Raw genomic sequence first — 26,906 nt, 5'->3', positions numbered from 1 at the left:
ATTACCCAACAAATTCGTTGATTTCTTTTTCGATATTGGCAATTTTTTCTTCCGCTTCGGCAAGTGTTTCACCAACTGTTGCGATGTAGAATTTGATTTTTGGTTCGGTTCCCGAAGGACGAACTGCAAACCAAGAATCATCTGCCAAGGTGTATTTCAAGACATCTGAAGGAGGAGTAGTGAGTTTTTCAACATTTCCATCTTTGTCTGTCTTAGTTTGAAGGGCAAAGTCTTCAAAGACTGCGATGTCAGTTGCGTTGAATTGTGCTGGTGAGTTATCGCGGAATTTAGCCATGATTGCCTTGATTTGTTCTGCACCGTCTTTACCAGAAAGAGTAACAGAGATTGTTTTCTCAGCAAAGTAGCCATATTCTTTGAAGATTTCATCGATACCGTCAGCCAAGGTCATGCCACGTGAACGGTAGTAGGCAGCAATTTCAGCAACCATAAGCACAGCCTGGATAGCATCCTTGTCACGTACAAATGGTTTGATCAAGTAACCAAAGCTTTCTTCAAAACCAAACATGTAAGTATGGTTGTGTTTTTCTTCGAACTCTTGGATTTTCTCAGCGATGAATTTGAAACCAGTCAAGACGTTGAACATGGTAGCACCGTAGCTTTCTGCAATCTTAGTTACCAACTCAGTGGATACGATTGACTTAGCAAGGGCAGCGTTTGCAGGAAGTGTGCCTGCTTGCTTGTGGGCTTCAAGGATGTATTTAGCAATGATAGCGCCGATTTGGTTACCAGAAAGGTTCCAGTATGAACCGTCAGCTTGACGAACTTCAACACCAACACGGTCAGCGTCAGGGTCAGTTGCAAGAAGGACATCTGCACCGACTTCACGGCCCAATTCTTCCGCAAGGGCAAATGCAGCTTGGCTTTCTGGGTTTGGTGAAGCGACAGTAGAGAAGTCAGGGTCAGCAGTTGCCTGTGCTTCAACAACTTGGACAGACTCAAAACCAGCCTGTGCAAGGGCACGACGAGCCAACATTTCACCCGTACCATGAAGTGGTGTGTAGACAATCTTCATGTCTTTACCGTATTCAGCAATCAATTCAGGGTTGATGTTGAGGTCTTTGAGTTCTTCAAGATATTTAAGGTCAGTTTCTTCGCCAAGAACTGTAATCAAGCCATTTTCCTTGCTGGCTTCAAGGTCAGCCAATTCAACTGCAAATGGATTGTCAATGGCACGGATGAAGTTGGTCAATGCATCTGCATCAGCTGGTGGCATTTGTCCGCCGTCTTCACCGTAAACCTTGTAGCCGTTAAATTCTTTCGGGTTGTGGCTGGCAGTCACCATGATACCTGCGATGGCATTGTAATGACGAACAGCAAATGACAACTCAGGAGTTGGACGAAGGCTTTCAAATACATAAGATTTGATACCATGCGCTGCCAAAACTTGAGCTGATTCAAAGGCAAATTCTGGAGAGAAGTGACGTGAGTCGTAAGCGATGGCAACACCACGTTTTTTAGCTTCTTCACCTTTTGATTCTACCAATTTTGCCAAACCTTCAGTAGCTTGACGAACGACGAATACGTTGATGCGGTTGGTACCAGCGCCAATATAACCACGCATACCAGCTGTACCAAATTCAAGATTTGTATAGAAGGCATCTTCTTTTGTTTTTTCATCCATTGCGACTAATTCTTCACGCAAGTAATCTGGAAGGTCCGCAAAGTCGAGCCATGTTTGATAGGTTTCTTGATAAGTCATCTCATATCTCCTTAAAAATTTTTCTATTAAACGCTTTCATTATACCATGTTTGAAAAGAAAAATCACGCTTTCACGTGATTTTCTGATATTTATTTTTGAACTTTCTGTAAAACTGGAACGATAGCTATGGTTAAGAGACCGGAGATGGTTAATTCTGCAATAGAATTGAATGAGACGATGCTAGCTAGTAACAATTTTATATCCCCAGCATATACATTAGAAAATAGGAAGAAGATACCAGTCAAGACAAAAATTGTATTTGTCAAGGTACCAGTAAGACCTGCTAGTAGGAGCCCCTTTTTGTTTTTCATCAATTTGTAAACAAAATATGGTGTAACTCCGATTAAAATACGTGGAACTAAGGCAATCAGGATAGAATTGAAGTTTCCATGTTCTACGAAAGGAGAGAAAACATAACTCATCGGTGAAAGGATTATGCTATTGCGGATGATACTCATTATTCCCATAAAACCACCCAGTTGTGCCCCCAAGCGTGGACCGTAAAGAATGGAAGCGATGATGATGGGAATATGGGTAATAGTCGGTTTTATTGGCAAGATAAAATTAGCAAAAATCATCTGACTGACCACTTCAATGACAATCATGATTGTTAGAAATATTGCAAGAGTCGCAACATCCCTGGATTTATTTGTTTTCATTTAGAACCTCCATTACTTTATTAAGAATCACATCAACCTCGGCCAGAGCGCCTGTACCAAAGTCGCCGCAAGCAAGCAGAGCTTCACGCGGTTTGATTTCCTCAAAACCATACTCTATGAGGGTTTTGATATTTTTCTGGGTAGCAGGATTGAGGTACATGTTAGTATTCATAGCAGGTGCCAGCAGTTTTTTAGTACCAATTGGCAGAGCCAGGGCTGTTGCAGTAATAATGTTGTCAGCCATACCATTAGCTAATTTAGCTATCGTATTGGCAGAAGCAGGGGCAACTAAAAATAAGTCTGTTTCTTTGGCAATATCGATATGCTTGATAAGAGCAGGATTTTCTTCAATCATGACATCTGTGTGAACCAGATTTTTTGATAAGGATTGGAGAGTCAAAGGTGTGATGAAGTCCATAGCAGAGCGACTCATGAGGACTGTAACCTGATGACCGAGCTTGGTCAATTGACTGGTTAGGTCAGCTGCTTTATAGGCTGAAATAGAGCCAGTAACGGCAAGTGTGATATTAGCCATTTTGTTCTCCTTTTTCTAGGGTATTTAAAATGAGCTGAGCAATTTCATCTTTTGTCTGTGCTTGAATTTCCCTTGTTTTATCAACTAAATAGGCAATGTGTTGATTTTCTCCAATATCCTTCAAGTCATTAGCAAGTATATAATCAGCGCCATTTCGTTCAATGCTTTGGCGAGCTACGGCAAATAATTCCTCCTTAGGAACATTAACCAATAGTTTGAAGCCAAAGAGTGTGATAGCTGGATTCCATGTTTTTACATAGGAAATGACCTTGGGAGTTTTTTTCAAGAAAAGAACTTGGTAGTCATCCTTGGATGAAATCTTACTTTCTGTATTCTGTTTTTTTAGTAGGCTAGAGATGTCTTCAGTTGCTCTTAGTTCATCTAAACCAGTCATATAAACAGGTGTATAATCGGATACAGCCATGCTATGAATCAGGGCCTGATGTGTTTTGACTAAAGGTTCTAATGTTTCTTTCAAACTATCAACATTTGTGATTTCGATAATGGTTAAATTCTTCTGAGAATTTGGTTTGACAGCCTGTCTTGTAGTCACAAGAGTAACTTCATGACCACGTTTCAAGGCTTGTTCGGCAATGATTTTTCCAAGATTTCCAGAAGCATGGTTTGTAATAGCGCGGACTTGATCGATAGCTTCGCTTGTTCCGCCTGATGTAATCAATAGTTTCATGTTCATATTTTACTAGAATTTCTATTTTTCGTAAAGTTTGCACTAACTCATTTGCTAATAAATCTGTGACACTGGAAAATGATAACACTAATAAAAAATATAAGGATCAGTCTTAGACGGAAGTATAGAGCTATGATATGATGAGAATACAGTTTTTAAAAATTTGTATCTGTTTAAGTAAGGGAATCTGTAGTTTTTCTGAAAATTCCGTACGTTAGTGAATAAATAGTAAAAAATATGCGAAAATAAGTTGTGGTATGGTATAATGTCCATAAAAAATAAGGAAATTAGGAGCTCTCATGAAAACAGATATTGAAATTGCACAAAGTGTAACCTTGAAACCAATCACAGAAATCGTTGAAAAAGTTGGTATCAGCTTTGATGATATTGAACTTTATGGAAAATACAAGGCAAAATTGTCTTTCGATAAAATCAATGCCGTCAAGGAAAATGCGCCTGGTAAGTTGATTTTAGTAACAGCTATCAACCCAACGCCAGCTGGTGAAGGTAAGTCGACTATTACTATCGGTTTGGCAGATGCTCTTTCTAAAATTGGCAAGAAAACCATGATTGCCCTTCGTGAGCCTTCATTGGGTCCTGTCATGGGGATTAAAGGTGGAGCTGCAGGTGGTGGCTATGCTCAGGTCTTACCTATGGAAGACATCAACTTGCATTTTACAGGCGACATGCATGCCATTACCACAGCAAACAATGCCCTTTCAGCCTTGATTGATAACCATATCCATCAGGGGAATGTGATTGGGATTGATCAACGTCGAATTATCTGGAAACGTGTTGTGGACCTCAACGATCGTGCCCTTCGTAAGGTAACAGTTGGCTTGGGTGGTCCACTCAATGGTATTCCTCGCGAAGATGGTTTTGATATTACCGTAGCTTCTGAAATCATGGCGATTTTGTGCTTGGCGACGGACATCAATGACTTGAAAGAACGTTTGGCAAATATTGTTATCGGTTATCGTTTCGATCGCAGTCCTGTCTACGTGCGTGATTTGGCGGTGGAAGGTGCTTTGACCCTTATTTTGAAGGACGCTATCAAGCCAAACCTTGTCCAAACCATCTATGGCACGCCAGCCTTTGTCCATGGTGGTCCATTTGCTAACATTGCCCACGGCTGCAACTCAGTCCTGGCAACAACAACCGCTCTGCGATTGGCCGATTATACCGTCACAGAAGCAGGCTTCGGGGCTGACCTTGGAGCAGAGAAGTTCCTTGATATTAAGGTGCCGAACTTGCCTAAGGCTCCTGATGCTGTGGTGATTGTAGCGACCCTGCGTGCGCTTAAAATGCACGGTGGTGTAGCTAAGACAGAACTTTCTACTGAAAATGTAGAGGCAGTCAAAGCTGGTTTTTCTAACTTGAAGCGTCACGTTGAAAATATCCAGAAGTACGGTATTCCAGCGGTGGTTGCTATCAACGAATTCGTCTCAGATACAGCTGATGAAATTGCTGCTTTGAAAGAACTTTGCGCTGAAATTGGCGTACCTGTCGAGTTGGCAAGTGTTTGGGCAAATGGCGCTGATGGTGGTGTTGAACTGGCTGAAACAGTTGTTGCTACTATTGATAACCAAGCAGCAAACTACCAACGCCTCTATAAGGCTGAGGAGAGCTTGGAAGAGAAAGTGACCAAGATTGTTACGCAAATCTACGGTGGTACAGGCGTTGTCTTTGAGAAGAAGGCTCGTAACCAGCTGGCTGAATTTGCTAAGAATGGCTGGGATAAGTTGCCAGTCTGCATGGCCAAGACCCAATACAGCTTCTCAGATGATCAGTTTGCCATTGGTGCACCAACAGGATTTGACATTACAGTCCGTGAATTTGTGCCAAAATTAGGTGCAGGCTTTATCGTTGCCTTGACTGGAGATGTCATGACCATGCCCGGTTTGCCAAAAGCTCCCGCAGCTCTCAACATGGATGTGGCAGCAGACGGGACGGCTATCGGCTTGTTCTAACAAGAATGAATATAAAAAATCCGCTCAAAGGCGGATTTTTTGTCTATTCAGATAGTTTCTCAACCGTTTGATAGGCAAGTAAGCCAAGTAAAATACTCATGATAGGAAACACCGTCTGGAAGATACCAGTGTTGAATGGTGAATTAAAGAGGAAATGGATTCCAAAGCTTGCACCAATCCAAAATACTCCCTGTGCTTTTGACATGCCTGTATTTTTCGTGAGAAGGGCTACTAAACCAATGGCGAAGAGAAGCGTGAAAACCCAATGGGCCCAACCAGCTTGACCAACGCGTTCAAGAATGGTTTCAAAGCCGTCTAACTTATTCATGAACATATCTCTAAAAACAAAGGTGATGTCTTCCACGATTTGGAAACCTAATCCAACAATCACTCCGCTTACCAATGCATTTTTTAGTGTCATTTTTCTACAAATAAGCAGTACAAGTAGAACAGTTAGCCCTTTACCGATTTCTTCTGCCAATGGACCTGAAATAGCTGCGCCCCAGTCATTTAGGAAATTATCACTAGCTTTAACAATTTCGAGTAGGAAATATCCAATAGCTGTATGTCCAAGTTCAGAAAAAGAGATGCTACTTGTTAAGCCTAAAAGCCAGCTAAGACCTATAACTTGTTTTGAGATGTTATAGCGTTTAGCTAAGGAATATGTCAGTATTAGTAGGGGGATGATGTAAATAGCGACCAAGGAAATTGTGAGGAGAAAGAGAGGATATTTAGCCTCCATACCATTTGGCTTACCGAATTCTCCAAAGATAATTTTGCAACCGTTGACAAATCCAATCGTTGCTAAGACGACTGGAAGATAGGTTTTACACATTTGAAATTTTTCTTTCATAGTTTGACCTTTCTGTATCAATAAACTAGTGTATGGATACATTATATCAAAAATGAGTACGTTTTGTCTATAATCCGCCTATTTTTTATCTAAGCCTTCTCAGTTATTGTAATGTTTTTTCTTGTAACTAGGCCTCCATAATAGGCCGTAGCAGAATTGTGCCAAAAATTTCCTTTTTTGATAGACTAATGTTGAAAAAATAAAAGGAGTATTTTATGGAACAATATGATTTAGTAGTCATTGGTTTTGGCAAGGCAGGAAAGACCTTGGCAGGTAAGCTTTCTGCGGCTGGGAAGAAGGTTGCCTTAGTAGAGGAAAATCCTGCTATGTTTGGCGGGACTTGTATCAATATTGGCTGTATTCCAACCAAGACCCTCTTGGTAGCAGCAGATAAAAACTGGACCTTTGAGCAGGTCATGGAACAAAAAGAGACCGTCACTACTCGCTTGCGGAACAAAAACGAAGCAGTCTTGAAAGGTAGCGATGCTAGTTTGTACCAAGGACATGCGCGTTTTGTGGCGGATAAGGTTGTGGAAGTGTCAGCTGGTGAGGAATCCATCCAACTGACTGCGGAAACGATTGTCATCAATACAGGTGCTAAGTCGCGCGTGCTACCAATTCCAGGTTTGTTGAATACAGCTCACGTGTATGATAGTACAGGTATTCAGAACTTGGAAACTCGTCCTGATAAGTTGGCTATTATCGGCGGAGGTAACATCGGTCTGGAATTTGCTGGACTCTACAGCAAACTCGGTAGCCAGGTGACGGTATATGAAGCCAGCTCTGCTATTTTACCAAGAGAAGAGGAAGTGGTGGCTCAGCTAGCCAAGGAGTATATGGAAGAAGCTGGCGTGACCTTCGTCTTGGGTGCGAAAATCGAGCAAGTAGCAGCTGCGGGCGAGCAAGTTGCTGTGACGGTTAATGGCGAAACGGCAGTCTTTGATGCTGTCCTCTATGCGACAGGTCGTGTGCCAAACACTGCTGACTTGGGCTTGGAAAATACGGCGATTGAGCTTTTGGAAAATGGTGCTGTTAAGGTGGATGACTACTGCGAAACGACAGTTCCAGGTGTCTATGCAGTGGGCGATGTCAATGGCGGTCCACAATTCACTTACACATCCCTAGACGACTTCCGTATCGTCTTCGGCAAGTTGACTGGAACAGGAACTTATAGCTTGAGCCAACGTAAGTCTATTCCAACCAGTGTCTTTATTACGCCTGTGCTTTCTCGTGTCGGTCTGACCGAGAAGGAAGCCAAGGAAGCAGGTTACGACTACATTGCCAATGAACTGCCTGTTGCCAATATGCCACGTGCCCATGTCAATAATGACCTCAAAGGTATTTTCAAGGTTATCGTGGATAAGGAAACGAAGCTTGTTCTGGGTGCAACACTATTTGGTCGTAATTCAGAAGAGTTGATTAACTTGATTGCTATGGCGATTGACAATAAGATTCCTTATACCTACTTCAAAACACAGATTTTCACCCATCCGACTATGGCTGAGAATTTGAATGATATTTTTAATTTTTAATACTTTAGGGAGGGAAGCTGTCTGCCTATACTCAAGTATAATCTGCGGCTTCGTTTCCTAGACTAGTATCAAGATCATCGAGTGACCATATTTTGTTGGTTGACTATGACCGTCCGAAAGGGCGGTTTTTTATAATTATCTGCGATTTCTTGGACAGATTGGAATGGGATAAAGATTGGTAATAGATATTGATGAATCAACAACCATTTCGAATACTTGGTTTGTAACATAATAAAAGCCTGTCAATGCAGGCTTGTTTTAGTATGTGTTACTGGTGGTGCTGAGTCGTTTCAATTTGGTCTACTTTGAAAAATGCAGCAAGTGCCACGCAGAAACTAAAGCAGAGCATGAGAACGGTTATTTCACCAGAGTCAGATGTTAGTCCTTCGTTGAATGGAGTATTCAAGAAAAAGTGTGCTAAGACGGCCATTAGCATCCAGAAAAGTCCTTGTTTTTTAGACATGCCACTATTTTTTGAGACGAGAGCGACCAAACCGACTGCGAATGCAAGGGAGAAGGCCCAGTGAGTTCCGCCAGCGTGAAGCATACGTTCGATAAGAGTGGCGAAGCCATCTGCTTTAGATTTAAAGATTTGTTGAAAGACATAGAGACCGTCTTCAATAATTTGGAAACTCAAACCTACAATCATACCGCTGACTACGGCATTTTTTAGAGTAAGTTTTTTGAGCAAAAGGAGTACGAGTAGTACAACTAGCCCCTTACCAAACTCTTCATGGAAGGGGGCGGTGACAGCTGCTCCCCAGTTTTGTATAAATGTTTGAGGTGGTTTGACGATGAATAACCAAAAAGCTCCTAAAAGTGTTTGACCAATACCAGAGAAGTAAAAACTAGCTGTTATACCCAAAATCCAACTGAGATGGATAACTTTTTTAGAAATATCAAAACGTTTCGCTACATAACGAATGATAAGAATCATAGGGAGGACATAAAGTGCAACTAAGGAAATAGTTAGAAAGAAGAGAGGATATTTTCCGTCCATTCCATCCGGTTTCCCAAAAAAGGTAAGAAGAACTTTACAGCCAGAGAAAAAACTCCAAGCGGCTAAAAAAATAAGTAGCTTCATTTTGTGTTTAGCACAGAATTGTTTCATAAAAATGACTTCCTTTATATTAATTTAGTAGATGTCACCTATCCCTACCGTGCTATAGTTTATCATAGCCATCTTTTTATTATCTCAGGTCTATCTATTTTTTCTCGGTTTTTGTATTCCATGATATAATAAGTAAAATATGTTGGAGGACTATTATATGAAATTGCAAAAGAAAATCATGTTATCTGTTGTTCTTGGTTTGAGCCTTGTTAGTTTGTCTGCCTGTCAGTCAATTTCTAACTGGTGGAAAAATACCAAGGAAGAATGGATTGGTTTGGAGATGACGGTACGGACATACGATGAAAATTCTCAATTGATAGATGAAATGTCTGGTAAGTCCCTATCGATTTCGCGGAATCAGGAATTTGACTCGGTGGATGCCGAAGGCTATTCCAATGCGGATTCGTCGGTCTTGAAGGTGACACTTGGCAATTATGAAATTGACCATGTAGGCTCATCTTTGATTGCAGCAGAAGAAGGTTTGGAAGACTTGTATGCGAAATATCAGACCACAGTAGATATTGCAAATTACGATCGTGCAATTCCGCTTGTTAACCGTATGGTATCTAGTCTCAAAAATGATTTTACAGGTAAGGCAAAGGTGGTTTTGATTCGTTCGCAAAACGGAACACCGCTTGCTACTTATGTAGGTGATAGAGTGTCTCTTTATGCATCTGATGCACCTAAGACTTCTGAACTCTTGATTGATGGCAAACGGTTAATTATCTACCGTTGTGATTATACAATTTATGATAGAGAATTATTGGAGAACTAAATGATAGATATTCGTTCCGCAAGGATAGAGGATGCTGCAGACCTTGTGGCAATTTATGCTCCTTATGTAGAAAAGACCGCTATTACCTTTGAAACAGAAGTGCCGACTGTCGAAGCCTTTGCGAGTCGAATTGAAAAGACCTTGGAGAAGTTTCCCTATCTGGTCGCAGTTGAAGAGGGAGCTCTTGTAGGGTATGCCTATGCTTCAACCTACTATGCCCGTGCGGCTTACGATTGGACGGTGGAATTATCTGTATATATCAAGCAAGAAGCACGTGGAAAAGGAATTGGAACTCTTCTCTATAATGCTTTGGAAAGGGAACTGACCGCGCGTGGTTTTAAAAATTTCTTAGCCTGTATTGCCCTACCAAACCCAGCCTCTATAGCACTCCATGAGAAGAGGGGCTATGAACAGGTAGCTCATTTCAAAAAAGTTGGTTATAAATTTGATACATGGCATGATATTGTTTGGCTTCAAAAATCTCTTGTAGGTAAGCAAAATGAAGATTGAAGAGTTAGAAAAATGCTTGTTGGCTGTGGCGGATGCCAGTCAAGCTCAACCCATGAAAGCCTATATGAAGAATCACTTTGACTTTCTAGGTGTTCGGACACCTGATCGACGGAAAGTTGCTAGGCAATTCTTCAAAGATTTTAAGGCTCCGGGAATTGATTGGGATTTTGTAGAGGCTTGTTGGGCCAGCCCCTACCGGGAGTTTCAGTATGTCGCCATTGATTACCTGGTCACCAAGAAAAAAGATCTAGTCTTAGCTGACCTACCCCGCTTGAAAAAACTGGCTCAAAGCAAGTCTTGGTGGGATAGTATTGATGGATTAGATAAACTAGTCGGTAAGATTGTTTTGGACAATTCAGAGGCCAAGCAGACCATCTTGGAATGGAGTCTGGATGACGATTTCTGGTTGAGACGGATTGCCATTGACCACCAGTTATTGCAAAAAGAAAAGACGGATACGGAGCTGTTGGAGAAAATCCTGATCAATAATCTCAATCAGACTGAATTTTTCATCAACAAGGCGATTGGCTGGAGCTTACGGGATTATTCTAAGACCAATCCTGACTGGGTCCGAACTTTTCTTGACAAATACAGTTCCCAAATGGCAGGCTTGTCCATCCGTGAGGCTAGTAAGTACATCTAGGAGGAGCCATGTCTAAAGTCTATGAATTTGAAGCCCTTATCCATCCAGTACCAGATAAGGGTGGAGCCTATGTCATCTTTCCCTATGATATACGAGAAGAGTTTGGCAAGGGGAGGGTAAAGGTCCATGCCAGATTTGATGATCATCCCTATGATGGCTCCATTGTCAATATGGGAGTTAAGGATGAAGCAGGCAATATCTGTTACATTATTGGCGTTCAAAAGGCTATTCGAGCGACTATTGGAAAACAGGCTGGTGATAGAGTACAAGTAACCATTCAAGAACGAATGGAGTAATCAGGCTTGCAAATCCTTGAGATTATGGTAGAATAGATTCATGCGATGAGCCGAGTAGTGACTTTGTCACATTCGACGCTAGGGAGGTCTTCATTAAATTGAAACGCAGGAGCGGACCTTGAATAGTTGTGTGAACCTTCTATTCTCATCGGAAACGATGCCCTTGCCCACCTTTATGGTGGGCTTTTTTTGTATTTCAGACTTTCCATTTACTGAAATTGTGGTATAATTATGAAATAACAAATTTTTAGAAAATTTTGAAGAATTGACTTAAAGGAGATTTCTATGGCCTATGTAGTAGCTGTTGTTGGTGCCACTGGTGCAGTCGGTGCCCAAATGATTAAAATGTTGGAAGAGTCAACACTTCCAATCAAGAAAGTGCGTTTCCTTGCTTCTGCCCGTTCAGCAGGCAAGACCTTGCAGTTCAAGGGACAGGATATTGTCATTGAAGAAACAACAGAAACAGCCTTTGAAGGAGTGGATATTGCCCTCTTCTCAGCTGGTGGCTCTACATCTGCCAAGTATGCTCCTTACGCTGTAAAGGCAGGAGCTGTAGTTGTTGACAATACCTCTTACTTCCGTCAAAATCCAGATGTGCCTTTGGTTGTTCCTGAGGTGAATGCTCACGCACTGGATGCCCACAATGGTATCATTGCATGTCCAAACTGCTCAACCATTCAAATGATGGTTGCCTTGGAGCCTGTTCGTCAGAAATGGGGCTTGGAGCGGATTATCGTATCCACTTATCAGGCGGTCTCTGGTGCTGGTATGGGAGCTATTTTGGAAACGCAAGCTCAGCTTCGTTCTGTCTTGAATGATGGCGTGGAACCAAAAGCGGTAGAAGCGAACATTCTTCCTTCTGGTGGCGATAAGAAGCACTACCCAATCGGTTTCAATGCTATTCCGCAAATCGACCTCTTCACTGAAAATGACTACACTTACGAAGAGATGAAGATGACAAAAGAGACTAAGAAAATCATGGAAGATGACAGTATTGCCGTTTCTGCAACCTGCGTCCGTATTCCTGTCTTGTCTGCCCACTCTGAGTCTGTTTACATCGAAACCAAAGAAATTGCACCGATTGAAGAAGTGAAGGCAGCTATTGCATCCTTCCCAGGAGCTGTTTTAGAAGACGATGTGGCTAATCAAATTTATCCGCAAGCGATTAACGCTGTCGGTAGCCGTGATACCTTTGTTGGTCGTATCCGTAAAGATTTGGATAAGGAAAACGGTATCCACATGTGGGTTGTTTCTGACAACTTGCTCAAAGGTGCTGCATGGAACTCTGTTCAAATCGCTGAAACCCTTCATGAGCGTGGTCTAGTTCGTCCAACGGCAGACTTGAAATTTGAATTGAAATAATTTCATTAACCAAAAGTACACAAAAGGCTGCACTCAGCCTTTTTTAGCAACAATCAGTAAGAGAGGAAGCCTATGTCTATTCAAGATTTACGTGATGTAAAAATTATTACAGCAATGATTACCCCTTTCAAAGAAGATGGCTCGATTAATTTTGAAGTTTTACCCGAGTTGATTGAGCATCTGTTGTCCCATCACACAGAAGGGATTTTATTAGCAGGAACAACTGCCGAAAGTCCAACCCTGACACACGAGGAAGAACTGGAATTATTTGGTGCTGTGCAAAAAATTGTCAACGGTCGTGTTCCCTTGATTGCAGGTATTGGTACAAACGATACGCGCGACTCGATTGAGTTTGCTAAGGAAGTCGCAGCATTCGGCGGCTTTGCGGCAGGTCTTGCCATTGTGCCTTACTACAACAAACCCTCTCAAGAGGGAATGTATCAGCACTTCAAGGCTATTGCGGATGCCTCTGATTTGCCAATCATTATCTACAATATCCCAGGTCGTGTCGTGGTTGAAATGACGCCAGAAACCATGTTACGTTTGGCTGAGCATCCAAACATCATCGGTGTTAAAGAGTGTACAAGCCTTGCCAACATGGCTTACCTAATTGAGCATAAACCTGACGACTTCTTGATTTATACAGGTGAGGATGGCGATGCTTTCCATGCAATGAACTTGGGAGCAGATGGTGTGATTTCTGTTGCATCTCACACGAATGGTGATGAGATGTATGAAATGTTTACAGCCATCGAACAACAAGATATTCGAACAGCAGCCACTATTCAACGCAAGTTCATTCCGAAAGTCAATGCCCTCTTCTCATATCCAAGTCCTGCACCAGTTAAGGCAGTTCTCAACTATCTTGGATTTGAAGTTGGTCCACTCCGCTTACCGTTGGTTCCATGCCCAGAAGAAGATGCCAAACGCATTATCAAAGTAGTCGTTGACGGCGACTACGAAGCAACCAAAGCGACTGTGACAGGAGTCGTACGACCGGATTATTAAAATAGTCAGGGGAGTGACTATTTTAACGTGAGCCAAGAAACAAGAGAGAGAGCAACGTCCAGTGGAGTGAAACAGTTCGGGGAACTGTTTCAGCTGGTCACCAAGAAATACGAAAGTGACCACAGAAGACCCGAGCTCAAAAACCCGAAAGCGAGGACAGTCTACGGATAGACTGTTTTAACCCGAGCCTGAAAATATGAAAGCGAGGCTTGTTCGGGGGATACGAGTAGACCGGTGGTCTATTCGTACCTGAGCTTGAAAATAAAAAATCGAAGTATTTTTACGTGAGTTAGAGCATAACGAGTGAGGAATTTGGAAAACGGTTAACCAAGTGGAGCTTCTTGTCATTTTCGTCAGTTTATTTAAATCTACACAAGCACATCAGTTATCTGGTGTGCTTTTTCAGTTGCAAGCCTTTTCAATTTTTGGGCATTCTTGATATAATAACTAAAAATGATAAAAGGATTAAGTATGAATATTGTTATTATAGGCGCCTCCTTTGCTGGTTTAAGCGCAGCTTTGGAATGTCGGAAATTGTATCAAAATGCTCAGATAACACTAATTGATAGAGAAAAAGATGTGGCTTACTTTCCAAATACCTTGAATTGGAAAGTGGCAGGAAAAATTTCTGATTGGGAAGAAGCGAAGATTTCTTTGTTCAGTGAGGTGCAGCATGCAGCTATTTCTTGTCTTTTTGAAACAGAATGTCTCGCAGTTTATCCCGAAATGCGAAAGGTAAAGATACGGCATCATCAAGATATAGGTGATATTATTTATGACCGACTAATATTGGCTATGGGAGCTAGTCAGACATGGGAATGGGGAACGGAAGAACTTCAAGACTATCTAATTCGTTCAAAAACGCTATCTCAAGCACAAGCTAGTCTAGAGAAATTGACAAATGCAAAAACAGTTGCAGTGATTGGGGCAGGACAGATTGGTTTGGAAAGCTTGGATGCACTTAGCCAGTTGGATTTGAATTTGCATGTGTTTGAGGCGCAAGATTCGCTCCTTGCAAAGTACGTTGATGAGGATATGATTGTGCCGATTCGTCAAGAGATAGAAAAAAGAGGAATCCAACTTCATTTATCCGAAACAGTCAATCAGATAACGATTGATACTCAGGAAGAACAGCTGGTTTGTCATACAGTCACAGGTAACTATCAAGCTGATTTAGTCTTACCATCCACCAATTTGACGCCCAATATTCAGCTAGTGAAAGATAGGCTAAAAGTGACTGCAGAAGGGACTGTATGGGTGGATGAGTTTCTTGAAACAAGCCAAGAGAATATTTTTGCTGTAGGTGATTTGGTTAGTCTCCCAGTAGATTATTTTGGACAGGCATATCTTCCGATGATTCATCATGCGATTATGACAGGGAGGATGGCTGCTCGAAATTTGCAAAAGAGGGTTGCACCTATTAAGAGAGTCCAGCGGATTGTTTCTAGTCATGTATTTGGTTATTATATAACTAGCCTTGGCTTGACCGAGAGCGAGGCGAGCTTGTGGTTGGAGAGTAAATCAATTCGGATTAAAAGGCCATATAGCCAGTGGGAACCAACTTTAGTAGATTTCAAACTAATTGTCGAAGAAACGAGTGGACGCATCATAGGGGGACAACTCGTTTCCACTGCAGATTATATTGAGCAGATGGATGTACTGTCTCTTGCGATTTCAAAGGATTTGACCGTCTTTGACTTGGTAGAACATTCTTGGCTCTGTCTTCCTGGAAATACTCCTCTGGTTCCCTTCATCGTAGAGGCCGCTCAAGAGTATATTCGGCAATTTTATCAGGTTGATGGGGAGGGTGTCTATGCGGATTGATTCCTTATTGGAAAAGCGTGAGCGCGCCATTTATCAGCTTCTCCTCTACTTAGAAGATAGGAAAGAGGCACCATCACTAAAGGATATATGTTACTATTTAGAATTGTCAAAATCAACTCTTCTTCGCTATATTGTATCTTTCAATGAAGAAGCAGAAGCAGCCGACTTGGGACTCTCTTTTCAACTCGAAGATGAAAGGGTCTTTTTGAAGAAAAAGGCCAGTTTGAGTCTTCATCGTATCCTAGCCTATCTCTGTCAAACCAGTACCAAATATCAAATTATTGTGTATTTATCTGATAAGGAAGAGGTATCTATTCAACAGCTGGCTCAAGAATTGCTGATAAGCGAAGCGACTCTGAATCGCCATCTTGCCTCTTTGAACCAGATATTGGCAGAATTTGGTATTGGAATCAAAAGTGGTCGTCTAAAAGGTAGTGAGCTTCAAATACGGTACTTTTTACATCAAATGTTGAGTTTGACTACTAGGAGAGCGGAATTACAAGAAGAGTTTGTGCTTGGGAAAGTAGAGGCCTTATTGCCGGTTTTCGAACGCTTCTATCAATCGCCGCTCAATCCCAAGCAAGCTCATCGTCTTTTATTGTGGTTAATGATTTCACAGCAACGATCTCGATTGCGACAGCTAGATTTTAAGCCTCTTTACAAATTGATGGAACCCTATCAAGAACATAAGTTTTACCGACGTTTGAGAAAGATGTATTTTACACTAAGTCAGCAACAATCCACCTCTTTCCAAGAAGGGGAGATTATGGCATTGTTTGCTTTCTTGTTTAGCCACTTTATTTTAGCGCCGCATCAATTAGAGCAGGTTCTTGGTTTCGGTGGGCCGATTATGGAAGCTACCTCTTTGGCTCTTCAGAAATTACGGTTATATTTTGAGGAAAATTTACCAGTCTCAGAAGAAGCACTCTATCATTTGAACCAAATTATGAGCCAGCTATACTTCTTTTATTCTTCCGTTGAACTGGAAGAAGTAGAAGCTTCTAGTTTTTATCCAGAAGCAGAAGACTTGCTAAAAGACGTCTATAAATCAGTTTTTCATAGAAAAGTCGATAAAGAAATAAGGAACTCTTATCTGACAAATATTTCGGATTTGTATATTTATTTTGGTCAGGTCCAGCCTATACAGGTCAAGGTTGCTTTTGCTTCTTCCCTACATGAGGTTCTATCCTATCCTCTCTTGTTGCAACTAAGGGAGAAGTTAGAAGGCAATCGTCAGGTTCTTATTGAGCCCTATCAAGCAGGGTATGACTATGATTTGATCATTACAGATTACCTCGAAAATACAAGCCTTCCAGTTTATTGCCTAGGAAATCGATTGAAAATCCAAGACATTGTACAATTAAAAGCATGGATACAGGATATATACCATCAAAAGTCCTGTCAATCAGAGATTATGGCGACCAAAACTTCTTTTCCTATCGAGCATCGCTAGACAATGTCAGATAGTCTTTGTGAAAAATGTAAGTGCATTTAACCTTGAAAAATTTATTTTATAAACTCTGATAACAGTTGATAGAATCATCTTTCTAGCCACTGCTTATCAGATTTTTTTATTTTTTTGAAAAAAATGATAGGAAAAATTCACAAGAATGGGTTAGAATAGAATTACCAAGAAAGCGGAAGCGTTTTCAAAAAAAGATAAACAAACAGGAGGGAGACCTATGTCTACTGAAAAATACATCATGGCCATTGACCAAGGAACTACAAGTTCACGTGCCATTATCTTCAATAAAAAAGGTGAAAAAGTTGGCAGTTACCAAAAAGAGTTTACGCAAATTTTCCCTAAACCAGGTTGGGTTGAACACAACGCCAATGAAATTTGGAATTCTGTTCAGTCTGTCATTGCGGGATCCTTTATTGAAAGTGGTGTTCGTCCCGATCAGATTGAAGGAATTGGTATTACCAACCAGCGTGAAACAACCGTTGTCTGGGATAAGGAAACAGGTCTTCCAATTTACAATGCCGTTGTCTGGCAATCTCGTCAAACAGCTCATATTGCTGACCAGCTGAAGGCGGATGGTCATGCAGACATGATTCATAAAAAGACTGGACTTGTGGTCGACGCCTACTTCTCAGCAACCAAAGTTCGTTGGATTTTGGACCAAGTTCCTGGAGCGCAGGAACGTGCTGAAAAAGGTGAGATTCTGTTTGGAACCATTGATACTTGGTTGGTATGGAAATTGACCGATGGGAAATGCCATGTGACGGATTATTCAAACGCAGCTCGTACCATGCTCTACAACATTGAAGAGTTGAAATGGGATGATGAAATTTTATCTCTTCTCAATATTCCAAAAGCCATGTTGCCGGAAGTTCGTTCAAACTCTGAAGTTTACGGTACAACAGCTCCATTCCATTTCTATGGCGCAGAAGTGCCAATCTCAGGTATGGCAGGTGACCAACAGGCAGCTCTATTTGGACAATTGGCATTTGAGCCAGGTATGGTGAAAAATACTTACGGAACTGGTTCCTTCATCGTGATGAATACAGGTGAAGAGATGCAGTTGTCACAGAACAACCTTCTCACAACAATTGGCTATGGTATCAATGGTAAAGTATACTATGCTTTGGAAGGCTCTATCTTTATTGCTGGTTCAGCAGTTCAATGGCTCCGTGACAGCATGCGAATGGTGACTACATCACCTGAGTCAGAAGAGCTTGCTCGTAAGTCTACCAGCAATGATGAAGTCTATGTTGTTCCAGCCTTTACAGGACTTGGAGCTCCGTATTGGAACTCAGATGCGCGTGGTTCAGTCTTTGGTCTCACTCGTGGTACAACCAAAGAAGACTTCGTCAAAGCAACTCTTCAATCCATTGCCTACCAAGTTCGTGATGTTATTGATACCATGCAATTGGATACAGGTATTGATATTTCTGTCTTGAAGGTTGACGGTGGTGCAGCAATGAACAGCCTCCTCATGCAATTCCAAGCAGATATTTTGGGCATTGAAATCGCACGAGCACAAAACCTTGAAACTACAGCTCTTGGAGCAGCATTCCTAGCAGGTTTAGCAGTTGGTTTCTGGAAAGATTTGGATGAATTGAAAGAACTCAACGCTGTCGGCCAATCCTTCCAACCAACCATGAACGAAGCTCGTAAAGAACAACTTTACAAGGGATGGAAAAAAGCTGTCGCAGCAACTCAACTATTTGCAGAAGTGGATGAGGAGCAATAAAGGACTTGTTAGCTAGGGGAATGGATTTTTTCTTCTAGCTAGACAATTCTATTAGAATGTTAGGAAGTGAATCGTATGGAATTTTCAAAAGAAACAAGACGCTTAGCTATTGAGCGAATGCAGGATCGTCAACTTGACCTCTTGATTATCGGGGGTGGTATTACGGGTGCTGGTGTGGCTTTGCAGGCAGCAGCAAGTGGTATGGAAACAGCCTTGATTGAAATGCAAGACTTTGCAGAAGGAACTTCAAGTCGCTCAACCAAATTGGTCCACGGTGGTCTTCGCTACCTCAAACAATTTGATGTGGAAGTGGTATCGGATACCGTATCTGAACGCGCAGTAGTACAAAATATTGCCCCACATATTCCAAAACCAGACCCAATGTTGCTTCCAGTCTATGACGAGCCAGGTTCTACCTTTAGTCTCTTTCGCTTGAAAGTGGCTATGGATCTCTATGATCTTTTGGCTGGCGTCAACAATACCGATATGGCCAATAAGGTCTTGACCAAAGAAGAAGTACTTGAACGCGAACCAAACTTGAAGCAAGAAGGTTTGATTGGTGGCGGTGTTTACCTCGACTTCCGTAACAATGATGCTCGCTTGGTAATTGAAAATATTAAACGTGCAGCTAAAGACGGTGCCTTGATTGCCAGCCGCGTCAAAGCTGAGAAATTCATCAAAGATGAGGCTGGAAAAGTTGTCGGTATCGTCGCTCGTGACTTACTGACAGATAGCACCTTTGAAATTCGTTCGCGTTTGGTCATCAATACAACAGGCCCTTGGAGTGACGAAGTACGCAACCTGGGTGGCGAAGGTTCAGGTGTCCTTCAAATGCGTCCAACCAAGGGTGTGCACCTAGTTGTTGATAGTTCTCGCTTGTCTGTGCCACAGCCGACTTATTTTGATACAGGTCACGCAGATGGTCGCATGGTCTTTGTCCTTCCACGTGAAAATAAAACCTATTTTGGTACGACAGATACAGACTACACTGGCGATTTGGCGAATCCGATGGTAACTCAAGAAGACGTTGACTACCTGCTTGATATTGTCAACAATCGCTTCCCAGAAGCAAACTTGACCCTGGATGACATTGAGAGTGGCTGGGCAGGTCTTCGTCCCCTCTTGTCTGGAAATGGTGCTTCTGACTACAACGGTGGAAACAACGGCAAACTCAGCGATGACAGCTTTAATAGCTTGATTGAAACCGTCAAAGGCTATTTGAACAATGAAAAGACACGAGACGATGTGGAACATGATTTGACACATTTGGAAGGTAGCGTTTCTGAGAAACATTTGGACCCGTCTGCTGTATCACGCGGTTCTGCCCTTGATCGCGATGACAATGGTTTGCTTACCCTTGCAGGTGGAAAAATCACGGACTTCCGTAAAATGGCCGAAGGAGCAATGGAAAAGGTTGCAGACATCCTCAAAGAAGAGCATGGTCGTAGCTTCAAACTCATCAATTCTAAGACTTACCCAGTCTCTGGTGGTGAATTAAACCCGGCAAACGTTGCAGAAGAAATCGAACATCTTGCCCAACTTGGTGTGAAGAAAGGTCTCCTTTATGATGACGCCCTTTACTTGGCAAACTTGTACGGTTCAAATGCGCCAAAAGTCTTTGCTTTGAACCATAAAGTTGAAGCCGTTTCTGGCTTGAACAAGCGTGACTTGCTTTCCCTTCACTATGCTATGAAGGAAGAGATGACCTTGACAGCAGTTGACTATCTTCTCCGTCGTACCAACTACATGCTCTTTATGTGTGAGCAGTTGGATGCAGTAGCACCAGACGTTTTGAAAGAAATGGCAGCTTACTATGCTTGGTCAGAAGAGGAAGTTACTCAACAGGAACAATTGTTGGCAGATACGCTTGTTAAGAATGATTTGACTTATTTGAAAGAAAAATAGAAAGAGGTGCATGATGACAAATGAATTAATCGGTGAAGTGTTGGGAACCGCCTTACTTGTCTTACTAGGTAATGGTGTGGTAGCAGGAGTAGTACTAGATAAGAGTAAGGCCAAGGATGCTGGTTGGATTGTAATCACAATTGGTTGGGGTCTAGCAGTAGCCATGGCAGCCTTTGTGAGTGGTTTATTGGGACCTGCCCACCTCAACCCAGCTGTATCAATTGCAATGGCTTTTGCAGGAAATCTCCCATGGGCTTCTGTAGTCCCTTACATCCTTGCACAATTTATCGGAGCCTTTATCGGAAGTATCTTGGTCTACGTCATGTACAAAGACCACTACGATGCAACAGAAGACACTGGTGCTGTATTGGCAACCTTCTCTACTGGACCTGCCATCCGGAACTTAATTTCTAATACAATTAGCGAAGCAATCGGAACCTTTGTTTTGGTCTTGGGATTACTGGCTTTCGGTCAGTATGATTTTCCAACAGGGCTTGGCACTTTAATCGTCGGTGGTTTGATTGTCTCCCTCGGAGTTTCTCTTGGTGGTCCAACAGGATATGCCCTAAACCCTGCGCGTGACCTTGGTCCTCGTATCATGCATGCCATCCTTCCATTGAAGCACAAGGGAGATTCGGATTGGGGCTATGCATGGGTACCAGTAGTTGGTCCAATCATCGGAGGCTTGCTTGCGGCTCTCCTTTATGGTCTCATTTTTTAAAAAATATCCTTCTCTAATCAGCAATGGTTAGGGAAGTTTTTTGGTATTTGGATAACAATTGTAAGCAATATAGTTTAAAATATCAATAATTAGCGATAAAATAGGTATATCAACATCAGTGAGGTCATCTTATGAACAATACAGGTATTCATCACATTTCAAGCTTGGTAGGAAATATTCACCAAGCCTATCATTTTTATCATCATATTCTCGGCTTAAAATTGACCTTGAAAACAGTCAATCAAGAAGATTCAAGCATGTATCATCTCTTTTTCGGTGATGAAGAGGGCCGCTTTGGAACGGAATTTACCATTTTTGATATGCCCAATCATCCTAGTCATCGATCAGGCAGCAATCGTTTGGAACGAACCGTTTTTCTGGTTAAAGATTTTGCTGCCTTGGAATTCTGGCAGAAAAGACTGACAGAGTTTGAAGTGGAAAACGAAGGAATTCAGGCTTTTGGAAATGGGCATATTCTGAATTTCCAAGATGAAGATGGACAGCTGCTTGGTTTAACTTACCATGAATCAGTTGGAGAAATGTTTCCGTATAAAATAGATGAAATTCCGTCAGAATACGCTATTCTTGGCATTGCCAGTCTTCACATGCGGATTCGTGAAGAAAAGGAGTTGTTATCTTTGCTGACAGAGACTTTTGGTTTTGTCGAGGAAAGTCGATTTGTCTTTGAGGATAAGATAGTGATTTCTCTGCTCTTTGACAACACCTTCCAACATCGTCTATATTTGATACTTGACCAAGAGTCGCCAATCAGCGTTATGGGAGTCGGGGCCATTCATCATATTGCATTTGGTGTCTTAGATGAGTCTGATTTGGAAGATCTGATTAGCCGATTAAATCTCATCAATCGTCCACATTCTGGTATCATTAATCGAGATTTCATTCATTCCTTGTACTTCCGAGCGCCCAATTATCTCATGTTTGAGGTCGCGACCATGGCTGGCGAAAGAGAGGCTACCATGCCAAGACAAGATAAGCTGCTAGATAAAGTTGAACTGTTCTTGCCAAGTTTCTTTGAAGAGGATAGACAGGAAATTGAAAAAACTCTCTCCCAACGTTATTAGGAGAAATGAGATATGGATTATCGCTTTATCAAAGGGACCAGTCCCCGTCTTTTGGTCTTTTTCCACGGCACAGGTGGCAACAAGGAATCCATGCTCTTTCTCCGCCAACAGCTGGATCCAAAAGCTTCTGTCCTTTCCTTAGATGGAAGTTGAGGTCAAGGAAGGGAAAGGCGGTTCTTTGCCTCGCTGATTGATGGTCAGCTGGATCTTGTCGATTTTGAAATGCGTTTGTCGGCTTTTCTGGATTTTTGGCAGGACTTAGACAATCAGCCCTACCAGCAGATTACCTTCTTTGGCTTTTCAAACGGTGCCAATTTTGTCATGGGCTTGTTGACCAAACAGTCAAACCTGGCGGACAATTATATCTTACTCCATCCCTCAGCCTTAGATTATGCTTTTCCTATGGAAAATAGCAGAGCAGAGATATTGTTTACACTGGGGCAGAATGACCAACTCGTCGACCAAGTCGCTCTTGAACATCTTGTAGATGACTGGCAAGCGTCAGCTTTTCCCAGAGCTAACCTAGTTCGTTTTGACAAGGGACATTTTTTAAGTCAGTATGAATTGACCTATGTCAAAAATTGGTATCAAGAAAGAATAGACAAAAAGACCTGAACAAATAAGTTCAAGTCTTTAAGAGTTATTAGATTAAGGATTCCAATTTATCCACCAAGGAACCAACGTAGGCAATGGTTTCTTTGAGTGGTTGGTCAGTCGAAACGTCGACACCAGCGTGTTTAGCAAGGTCTTGGGCAGAAAGACTTGCACCGAGTGACAAGGTTTCCAACCATTTTTCAACAACTTCTTCAGGATGTTCTTCCAATTGCTTAGCCATAGCCGTACCGATGGTCAAACCAGCTGAGTAGGTATATGGATACAAACCAATGTAGTAGTGCGGTTGACGCATCCAGATAAGACCTGCATCGTCACCGATTTCAAAGTCTTCACCCCAGAATTCCTTGATGACATCCAACTTTATTTGGCAGAGAATATCACCATTGAGGTATTCTTCATTGTCCAAACGAGTGTAGACTTCACGTTGGAAGGCTGCTTCAAGCAAGTGAGTCACCATGTTGTGGAAGTAAGTACGGCTGATCAACTCGCTAATCAAGTAAGCTTGGAAGCCAGGGTCTTGGTTGTTTTTCAAAAGGGTGTTACATGTCAAGACTTCATTAGCTGTAGAAGGAGCCTCGATGAAGTAGAGGGATGGATCGTAGCTGAGGACACTTTGTTTCTTAGCCAATTGGAAATGACCAGCATGACCCAATTCGTGAGCCAATACCAAGACTTCGTTCATCAAACCTGTCCATGAAAGTAGGATATAGGATGGTCCATCGTAAAGAGTAGCACAGAAGCCACCAGTAGCCTTACCTTCGTTTTGAGCAAAGTCAATCCAACGCTCATCAAATGATTGTTCAATCATTTTTACATAATCTTCTCCAAGAATACCCAAGCAGTCAATCAAGAATTGTTTGGACTCTTCAGGAGTAATGCGTTGATTGTATTCAGATGGTAGGCTGATTTTCAAGTCAGCATGAGTGATTTTATCCAAACCATGAGCCTTGGCAACCAATTTCACATAGCGACGCATGTGAGGAGCCAATTCCTTCATGATGACATCAATCTGACGGTCAAATAGATCACGGGAGACATTTTGACTGTGCAAGAGGAAATCAATCGTATTGTCAAATCCGCGCAAACGAGCTTCGATTTGCTCGTTTTTGATATGAGACAAATAAGTTGCTGCAGTTGTATTCTTGTATTTTTTCAAGGTTGAATAGAAACCAGCAGCTGAATTGCGACGGATTTCGGTATCATGGCTGAGTTCATAATCATTTTCAAAGAGCACATAGCTATTGCCGAGCGTTTCGCCATTTGCCTCGAAGTTATCAAAGGTCATATCTTCAAACTTGGTCACACCGTAGTTATTATATGGCTGACCAAAGGTTGGTGCGAAGTTAGAGAGAAGTTCTTCTTGTAGTGGATGAAGCTGATGCGGCTTATCACGTAGGATTGCATCGAAGAAAGCAGCCCATTGTGGTTGTTCTTCTTTTAATTCGAGAAGAAAACCTTCATCTAATTGACCAAGTTCTGAATAGAGGAAATCTCGTTGAGGACGTGCCTTGGCAGAAACGAGGTCGTATTCGTTGGCCAGGCTCGCCAATTCAGTATTCATCTTGTCAACTTCTAATGGCAAAAAGGCATAGTGGGAAAGTCTGCTATCAAGAATAACGATTTTTTCGTATTCTGTTAAGGCGGAAACGATGGTATCCTTATCAGTTAACTTCCCTTTGTAATTCGATTCGAAAGCTGTCACTTGCTTAGCGTAGGCTGCTAAATTTTCTTTGTAGTTATCAGGGGTCGGAAATAGAATGTCCGTATCCCAAGTTAATTGCACATCAATTTCTTGACGTTTAGGCATTGCGTTTGTCATGATTTTCTCCTTATTTCATTTTAATAGGTCCATTATATCATACTAAAGGGCTTTCAGCGAAAATAAGCCAAGGCAAAATTTATGAAAAAGAATACTTGACAAAATACACAAAAACCTAGATAATGTAAGTATGAAAGGGTTTACTGAAAACCAGAAAGGAGCTTTTATGCAAGTCATTAAACGTAGTGGAGAGATTGTTGAATTTGACCCAGATAAAATCTACCAAGCCATCATTAAAGCTGCACAGACAGTCTATGTCATTGATGAAACTTGGCGGAAAAATCTTGCACAGGTCACAAAGAAAGTAGTGCTTGACTTGGAAGAAGCTCATACAGAGCGACCAACGATTAGCATGGTTCAGTCGCAAGTTGAACACCGTCTTTTAGATGCAGGTTATATTTCTATTGCTGAGCATTACATTTCCTATCGCTTGCAACGTGATTTGGAACGTAACGGCTATGGCGATAAGATTATTGTACATCTGCGTTTTGAACAAGTACGTTAAGAGAAGCCTAGAGAAATCTAGGTTTTTTGCTTTTATATATCTTTACATTGTTTAAAGAAAATAGCATTTCAAAAACTTTTTGAAAAAAATGTGATATTCTGAGCATATTTTTTGAAATCGGTAACATTTGTATTGTATAATATAGTTCGTAAAAAAATATATTTTCGAAAGTGAGATTTTACATTATGGCTAAAATCGTTGTTGTCGGTGCTAACCATGCTGGTACTGCCGCAATCAAAACTATGTTGACAAATTATGGTCAAGAAAACGAAATCGTTGTATTTGACCAAAACTCAAATATTTCATTCTTGGGTTGTGGTATGGCTTTGTGGATTGGTGAGCAAATTGGCGGTCCTGAAGGACTTTTCTACTCAAACAAAGAAGAGTTGGAGAGCTTGGGCGCGACAGTATACATGGAGTCACCTGTTACAAACATTGACTATGATGCCAAAACAGTTACAGCGCTTGTAAATGGTCAAGAACATGTTGAATCATTTGAAAAACTTCTTTTCGCAACTGGTTCACAACCTATCTTGCCACCAATCAAAGGAGCTGAAATCAAAGAAGGTTCTCTTGAATTTGAAGCAACTCTTGAAAACTTGCAATTCGTTAAATTGTACCAAAACTCAGCAGATGTTATTGAAAAATTGAAAAACAAAGACATCAACCGCGTAGCAGTTGTTGGTGCTGGTTACATCGGTGTTGAGCTTGCAGAAGCATTCCAACGTAAAGGTAAAGAAGTTATCCTTATCGACGTTGTAGATACATGTTTGGCTGGTTACTATGACCGCGACTTGTCAGACCTTATGGCTAAAAACATGGAAGAACATGGTATTCAACTTGCCTTTGGCGAAACTGTTAAAGAAGTTGCTGGTAATGGTAAAGTTGAGAAAATCATCACTGACAAGAACGAATACGATGTTGACATGGTTATCTTGGCTGTTGGTTTCCGTCCAAACACTGCATTTGCAGGTGAAGGAATCGAGCGCTTCCGTAACGGTGCCTTCCTTGTAAACAAACGCCAAGAAACTTCAATCCCAGGTGTTTACGCTATCGGTGACTGTGCAACTATCTACGACAACGCTACTGGTGACACAAGCTACATCGCTTTGGCTTCAAACGCAGTACGTACTGGTATCGTAGCAGCTCACAACATCTGTGGCACTGACCTTGAAGGTATCGGTGTACAAGGTTCTAACGGTATCTCTATCTATGGTCTTAACCTTGTATCAACTGGTTTGACACTTGAAAAAGCTACTCGTCTTGGTTTGAACGCTGCTGTTACTGAAGTAACAGACAACCAAAAACCAGAATTCATGGAGCACGGCAACTTCCCAGTTACAATCAAGATTGTTTACGATAAAGATTCACGTCGTATCCTTGGTGCGCAAATGGCTGCTCGTGAAGACATCTCATTGGGTATCCACCTCTTCTCATTGGCAATCCAAGAAGGTGTAACAATCGAAAAATTGGCCTTGACAGACTTATTCTTCTTGCCACACTTCAACAAGCCTTACAACTACATCACAGTAGCTGCCTTGGGTGCTGAATAATCAATTGAATACAAAAGCTCAG

General features: G+C 41.7%; 25 protein-coding genes. 18 read left to right on the top strand and 7 right to left on the bottom strand.

The genetic code is table 11. From position 1 onward, the window contains the following. Position 1 precedes the first annotated feature (1 nt). The 4 genes from GPW69_RS05910 to GPW69_RS05895 form a co-directional block, all read right to left on the bottom strand. A complete protein-coding gene (locus GPW69_RS05910; protein WP_024384389.1) occupies positions 2–1,720 on the bottom strand; it encodes a phospho-sugar mutase in 1,719 nt (572 codons plus the stop codon). A 90-nt stretch (positions 1,721–1,810) separates the two neighbouring features. After that, positions 1,811–2,380: an ECF transporter S component gene (locus GPW69_RS05905; protein WP_014638079.1), complete on the bottom strand. Its 570-nt coding sequence runs from the start codon at positions 2,378–2,380 to the stop codon at positions 1,811–1,813. Continuing rightward, positions 2,367–2,915 carry a phosphopantothenoylcysteine decarboxylase gene (gene coaC, locus GPW69_RS05900; RefSeq protein WP_074391200.1) on the bottom strand — a complete coding sequence of 183 codons (549 nt, stop codon included), beginning with the start codon at positions 2,913–2,915 and terminating at the stop codon, positions 2,367–2,369. The genes GPW69_RS05905 and coaC overlap by 14 nt, the downstream gene beginning before the upstream one ends. Then, on the bottom strand, positions 2,908–3,603 hold the full coding sequence (locus GPW69_RS05895; RefSeq protein ID WP_161942353.1) for a phosphopantothenate--cysteine ligase: 696 nt from the start codon (positions 3,601–3,603) through the stop codon (positions 2,908–2,910). The genes coaC and GPW69_RS05895 overlap by 8 nt, the downstream gene beginning before the upstream one ends. A gap of 299 nt (positions 3,604–3,902) precedes the next feature. Between GPW69_RS05895 and GPW69_RS05890 the strand changes: the two genes are divergently transcribed. Further along, on the top strand, positions 3,903–5,573 hold the full coding sequence (locus GPW69_RS05890; protein ID WP_074391198.1) for a formate--tetrahydrofolate ligase: 1,671 nt from the start codon (positions 3,903–3,905) through the stop codon (positions 5,571–5,573). 43 nt (positions 5,574–5,616) lie between these two features. Here the strand turns inward: GPW69_RS05890 and GPW69_RS05885 are convergent, their stop codons facing one another. Then, positions 5,617–6,426: a PrsW family glutamic-type intramembrane protease gene (locus GPW69_RS05885; protein WP_024412270.1), complete on the bottom strand. Its 810-nt coding sequence runs from the start codon at positions 6,424–6,426 to the stop codon at positions 5,617–5,619. Positions 6,427–6,641: 215 nt separating this feature from the next. Between GPW69_RS05885 and GPW69_RS05880 the strand changes: the two genes are divergently transcribed. Next, positions 6,642–7,958 (top strand): FAD-containing oxidoreductase, encoded by a 1,317-nt coding sequence (locus GPW69_RS05880; RefSeq protein WP_074391197.1) that lies wholly within the window; start codon positions 6,642–6,644, stop codon positions 7,956–7,958. A 268-nt stretch (positions 7,959–8,226) separates the two neighbouring features. On the opposite strand, the gene GPW69_RS05875 is transcribed toward GPW69_RS05880, so the two are convergent. After that, positions 8,227–8,958 carry a PrsW family glutamic-type intramembrane protease gene (locus tag GPW69_RS05875; RefSeq protein WP_232051788.1) on the bottom strand — a complete coding sequence of 244 codons (732 nt, stop codon included), beginning with the start codon at positions 8,956–8,958 and terminating at the stop codon, positions 8,227–8,229. Between the two features lie 268 nt (positions 8,959–9,226). On the opposite strand from GPW69_RS05875, the gene GPW69_RS05870 reads away from it, so the two are divergent. The 14 genes from GPW69_RS05870 (at position 9,227) to GPW69_RS05810 (ending at position 23,007) form a co-directional block, all read left to right on the top strand. Further along, the gene (locus tag GPW69_RS05870; RefSeq protein WP_029752268.1) at positions 9,227–9,844 is read left to right on the top strand and encodes a DUF5052 family protein; all 618 of its coding nucleotides are present in this window, start codon (positions 9,227–9,229) and stop codon (positions 9,842–9,844) included. Continuing rightward, positions 9,845–10,354: a GNAT family N-acetyltransferase gene (locus tag GPW69_RS05865; RefSeq protein ID WP_074391195.1), complete on the top strand. Its 510-nt coding sequence runs from the start codon at positions 9,845–9,847 to the stop codon at positions 10,352–10,354. Next, positions 10,344–10,997: a DNA alkylation repair protein gene (locus GPW69_RS05860; protein ID WP_074391194.1), complete on the top strand. Its 654-nt coding sequence runs from the start codon at positions 10,344–10,346 to the stop codon at positions 10,995–10,997. Before GPW69_RS05865 ends, GPW69_RS05860 begins: the two co-directional genes overlap by 11 nt. A gap of 8 nt (positions 10,998–11,005) precedes the next feature. Beyond that, the gene (locus GPW69_RS05855; protein ID WP_074391193.1) at positions 11,006–11,293 is read left to right on the top strand and encodes a DUF1905 domain-containing protein; all 288 of its coding nucleotides are present in this window, start codon (positions 11,006–11,008) and stop codon (positions 11,291–11,293) included. 285 nt (positions 11,294–11,578) lie between these two features. Then, a complete protein-coding gene (locus tag GPW69_RS05850; protein ID WP_074391192.1) occupies positions 11,579–12,655 on the top strand; it encodes an aspartate-semialdehyde dehydrogenase in 1,077 nt (358 codons plus the stop codon). A gap of 72 nt (positions 12,656–12,727) precedes the next feature. Next, positions 12,728–13,663, top strand: coding sequence for a 4-hydroxy-tetrahydrodipicolinate synthase (gene dapA, locus GPW69_RS05845; protein ID WP_074391191.1), 936 nt, complete (start codon positions 12,728–12,730; stop codon positions 13,661–13,663). Positions 13,664–14,134: 471 nt separating this feature from the next. Beyond that, positions 14,135–15,487 carry an FAD-dependent oxidoreductase gene (locus tag GPW69_RS05840; protein ID WP_074391190.1) on the top strand — a complete coding sequence of 451 codons (1,353 nt, stop codon included), beginning with the start codon at positions 14,135–14,137 and terminating at the stop codon, positions 15,485–15,487. Next, positions 15,477–16,940 (top strand): helix-turn-helix domain-containing protein, encoded by a 1,464-nt coding sequence (locus GPW69_RS05835; protein ID WP_074391189.1) that lies wholly within the window; start codon positions 15,477–15,479, stop codon positions 16,938–16,940. The genes GPW69_RS05840 and GPW69_RS05835 overlap by 11 nt, the downstream gene beginning before the upstream one ends. 229 nt (positions 16,941–17,169) lie before the next feature. Next, positions 17,170–18,684 carry a glycerol kinase GlpK gene (glpK, locus tag GPW69_RS05830; RefSeq protein WP_029176677.1) on the top strand — a complete coding sequence of 505 codons (1,515 nt, stop codon included), beginning with the start codon at positions 17,170–17,172 and terminating at the stop codon, positions 18,682–18,684. A 75-nt stretch (positions 18,685–18,759) separates the two neighbouring features. Beyond that, a complete protein-coding gene (gene glpO / locus GPW69_RS05825) occupies positions 18,760–20,589 on the top strand; it encodes a type 1 glycerol-3-phosphate oxidase (protein WP_074391188.1) in 1,830 nt (609 codons plus the stop codon). 13 nt (positions 20,590–20,602) lie between these two features. Next, positions 20,603–21,310, top strand: coding sequence for an MIP/aquaporin family protein (locus GPW69_RS05820; protein ID WP_074391187.1), 708 nt, complete (start codon positions 20,603–20,605; stop codon positions 21,308–21,310). Between the two features lie 131 nt (positions 21,311–21,441). Continuing rightward, on the top strand, positions 21,442–22,392 hold the full coding sequence (locus GPW69_RS05815) for a VOC family protein (protein ID WP_074391186.1): 951 nt from the start codon (positions 21,442–21,444) through the stop codon (positions 22,390–22,392). Positions 22,393–22,404: 12 nt separating this feature from the next. After that, positions 22,405–22,545, top strand: coding sequence for a hypothetical protein (locus GPW69_RS10645; RefSeq protein ID WP_171841457.1), 141 nt, complete (start codon positions 22,405–22,407; stop codon positions 22,543–22,545). Between the two features lie 69 nt (positions 22,546–22,614). Beyond that, on the top strand, positions 22,615–23,007 hold the full coding sequence (locus GPW69_RS05810) for an alpha/beta hydrolase (RefSeq protein ID WP_074391185.1): 393 nt from the start codon (positions 22,615–22,617) through the stop codon (positions 23,005–23,007). A gap of 28 nt (positions 23,008–23,035) precedes the next feature. On the opposite strand, the gene pepF is transcribed toward GPW69_RS05810, so the two are convergent. Further along, complete coding sequence (pepF, locus tag GPW69_RS05805) at positions 23,036–24,826, bottom strand: oligoendopeptidase F (RefSeq protein WP_074391184.1); 1,791 nt, start codon at positions 24,824–24,826, stop codon at positions 23,036–23,038. A gap of 166 nt (positions 24,827–24,992) precedes the next feature. On the opposite strand from pepF, the gene GPW69_RS05800 reads away from it, so the two are divergent. Continuing rightward, on the top strand, positions 24,993–25,331 hold the full coding sequence (locus tag GPW69_RS05800) for an ATP cone domain-containing protein (protein ID WP_002935455.1): 339 nt from the start codon (positions 24,993–24,995) through the stop codon (positions 25,329–25,331). Positions 25,332–25,516: 185 nt separating this feature from the next. Continuing rightward, the gene (nox, locus tag GPW69_RS05795; protein WP_014638055.1) at positions 25,517–26,884 is read left to right on the top strand and encodes a H2O-forming NADH oxidase; all 1,368 of its coding nucleotides are present in this window, start codon (positions 25,517–25,519) and stop codon (positions 26,882–26,884) included. Positions 26,885–26,906: the final 22 nt, after the last annotated feature.

The sequence above is a fragment of the Streptococcus suis genome (genome assembly GCF_902702775.1).
Classification (GTDB): domain Bacteria; phylum Bacillota; class Bacilli; order Lactobacillales; family Streptococcaceae; genus Streptococcus; species Streptococcus hashimotonensis.
This window is presented reverse-complemented; position numbering and strand designations above follow the sequence as displayed.